The sequence below is a fragment of the Providencia sp. UF-183 genome (assembly GCF_058246155.1).
In genome coordinates, this window is the sequence record NZ_JBSICD010000060.1 from 1 (window position 1) to 880 (window position 880).

The 880-nt window shown below is 38.1% G+C and carries 1 protein-coding gene; it reads left to right on the plus strand.

All coding sequences use genetic code 11. The features are described 5' to 3' along the window. The first annotated feature begins 60 nt into the window (after positions 1–60). A complete protein-coding gene (locus AC4IFT_RS22320) occupies positions 61–870 on the plus strand; it encodes a hypothetical protein (RefSeq protein WP_490752918.1) in 810 nt (269 codons plus the stop codon). Positions 871–880: the final 10 nt, after the last annotated feature.

Below are 880 nucleotides of genomic sequence, written 5' to 3' on the forward strand. Positions count from 1 at the left end.
TTAATTCTCTTTATTAAGAGACGGACTCTTATTATCTAAATTTTGTGTGGAGTATTAATTATGTCTAATGAAAAAAATATTATTGCTGATGGCTTGGCAAATGACATAGCAAAACATTGTTCTGAATTTGAAAAATCACCTGAGTATGCAGAAATGATCCGTACTCATGTTAAAAGCCTTTATGAAAAAGCAATTAAAGATACTTTTAGCTGGGGAAATTTTCCTGACCGAGTTAAAAAAGCCCTTGAATCAGCACTTCCTGAAAATATTAGTGAAGTGGTCGACCTGCCTAAATATAACCTATTAATGGCTAAAGAACTTTCTAGCCAATGGGAAATGAATGGTGTCAGCGAGCAAATGGTTAACGGCATGAAAGATTTGGTATTGAAATTTATCAAATCACATGAAATTCCAAAATATATCAAAGCATCTGACCTTTGGAAGGCATACGTAGATCAATATCAAGAAGAAGCGGCTCATGAGGGCTGGGGAAGACCACTAGTGGTTATTTCCGATGGAGAATATACATGGGAAAAAGGATTTTTTCATATCGGCTTGGAGAAAGAGCCAGCTAGCGACTCTCCATACGGCCATAGAAGCAAAGAAAAATATCATCATTGCGATACCTACCTTAGCTTCCATCAAAAAACCACTAGAGAAATGCGTGAAGACGTAGCAGTTATGCATGATGGTTATCCAGTTTACAGCCTATACGCTGGTGAGCTTGAATACCGTGACACGCTTGGTAAGCAAGTTGTTCAGTTCCGTTCTGAGTTTGAGCGCCTTGTTGGTGCGCTTTATTACGGCGGTAGCCTGTTAGTTTTAGATGAATCCGACGCTGATGAGATTTATTACAACAACGATTATTAACCAAAGGATA

Coding starts and splice junctions, on each gene's coding strand:
- AC4IFT_RS22320 (WP_490752918.1), top strand. CDS start 61: ATGTCTAATGAAAAAAATATTATTGCTGATGGCTTGGCAAATGACATA.